The 1,935-nt window shown below is 57.0% G+C and carries 1 protein-coding gene and 2 pseudogenes; 1 reads left to right on the plus strand and 2 read right to left on the minus strand.

The window, feature by feature from the left end; all coding sequences use genetic code 11:
* Positions 1–414: 414 nt before the first annotated feature.
* Together H3V53_RS42835 and H3V53_RS42840 are read right to left on the minus strand one after the other, a co-directional pair.
* Positions 415–660, minus strand: a pseudogene (locus H3V53_RS42835) (IS3 family transposase); the annotation flags it as partial.
* Positions 661–806: 146 nt separating this feature from the next.
* Positions 807–1,037, minus strand: a complete 231-nt coding sequence (locus H3V53_RS42840; protein ID WP_419539756.1) for a transposase — start codon at positions 1,035–1,037, stop codon at positions 807–809.
* A 235-nt stretch (positions 1,038–1,272) separates the two neighbouring features.
* Between H3V53_RS42840 and H3V53_RS42845 the strand changes: the two are divergent.
* A pseudogene (locus H3V53_RS42845) lies at positions 1,273–1,836 on the plus strand (IS110 family RNA-guided transposase); the annotation flags it as partial.
* Positions 1,837–1,935 lie beyond the last annotated feature (99 nt).

The raw sequence follows: 1,935 nt of genomic DNA on the forward strand, positions 1-1,935 counted from the left end.
CGTCGGAAACCGGATTTACAGGAACTATCTATCGAGATGGCAAAAGGGTCGCGGGTTGCTACATCCGAATTACGCACACCTACGGATCACGAGGTCAGACCGGCTATTCGGGAAACGACAACCCTCAAGACAACAGTTTCAACGAAATCTTGAGCGTCGAAATCGATCCTCTCGCTGAAACCCATCACTCCTCCGTTCCATTAAGATCTTGCTTTTCCAGCTACGTAGCGACGAATCATTAATTTTCCCGAAACGGAAATCTGCTGGCCTTGAGATAGTCGACGAGATTCTGATCGACAGACAAGAATCTGACCTCATCGAAGTCCGAGTATGGCCTGATTTCTCCGGGAACATACAACCTGGGTCCCTGTGTTCTGAGGTTCCCCCGGTTTTTCGCCTTCCAGAGGCCCCATGTTATGCAGCCGCATCCCTTGTCCGCTGAGCCACAAGCCAGTCTTGCATGAACTGGGTTGGCGACATGAAGCCAAGCGATGAATGACGACGACTGCGGTTATAAAACACTTCGATGTATTCGAACAAGTCCGCGACGGCTTCGCGATGCGTGCGATACCTCGTGCCGTGCACGCGCTCCTTCTTCAGGCTGTTGAAGAAGCTTTCCGTCGGCGCGTTATCCCAGCAACTTCCTTTGCGGCTCATTGTCAATGCCGACCGTAATTTCCCCATTCGTTGCGCCTTTTGCTTCAACGCTCACCACGGCGTCTCTTAAACGCCGCAGCTTGAAGTGGTTTGATGCCTTCTCCTGAAAGACGGCACCGAGGGGCCCACCCTCATCGATCAAACAGCTTTCATAGCACACACGCCGCCGCGTTTTTTGCGATTTCCAGCTCCATCTGCAAGCGCTTGTTCTCCGCCCGCAGCCGCGACAGCTCCATCTGTTCCGCCGTGACGGCCTTCGCTCCGGGACCATTCAGCTTGCCGGCCTCGAAAGCCTTCAGCCAGTTGCGCAGGGTCTGCGTCGACATACCCAATTCGCGGGCCACGGCGCTCACGCCTTGCCCATCCTTGATTCGTTGCACGGCGGCTTCCCTGAACTCCGCCGAATACACCTGGTGCGGTACCTTGACATCGCTGCCTTCCTTCCTTTGGGTCGAGTTTATACGCGACCTGCTGGAAGGCGAAATTTCAGGGAATGATATGAACGCGTCCCACCCGTGAGCGAGAAAGCAAAGGACGGTGGATCCTCGCGGGCCAGCGGCATCGATGTGCCCAGGTGGAAAATGCAGGCATTTCTCGGCAACCGGAGGATCCGCGATGAACAGTATGGCCGTGGGCGTCGATATCGCCAAGCATGTTTTCCAGGTGCATTACGTCGATCAGACAACCGGAGAGATCGTGAACAAGCCGATCAAGCGTGCCAAGTTCCTCGAGCACTTCGCCAACCGAGCGCCGTGTCTGATTGGGATGGAGGCTTGTGGAGGCGCGCATCACTGGGCTCGGCAACTGACGCAGATGGGGCACGAGGTGAGGCTGATGCCGGCCGAGTTCGTGAAGGCGTTCAACATCCGTAACAAGAACGATGCGGCGGACGCCCGCGCGATCTGGCTAGCGGTGCAACAGCCGGGCAAGCCGGTGGCGGTAAAGACCGAGATGCAGCAGGCGATGCTAGCGCTGCACCGGATGCGCGAGCAGTTGGTGAAGTTTCGCACGATGCAGATCAACGGACTGCGTGGGCTGCTGAGCGAATACGGAGAGGTGATGAGCAAGGGACGAGCAAAGCTTGGTAAGGAAATACCGGCGGCGCTTGCTCGGATATGGGAGCGACTACCAGCGGTGCTGATCGATACCTTGCGCGAGCCATGGAACGGCTTGGCGAAGGGTCGCCGGCCGGCGACCTTCATTACAACAGTGTGGCGGAATGGCCCTGCTTCGTCAGGAGCGACACGGCCTTCTTGTCGAACGAGATGAACTGTTCCC

It is taken from the genome of Paraburkholderia bengalensis (assembly GCF_037126505.1).
GTDB lineage: Bacteria > Pseudomonadota > Gammaproteobacteria > Burkholderiales > Burkholderiaceae > Paraburkholderia > Paraburkholderia bengalensis.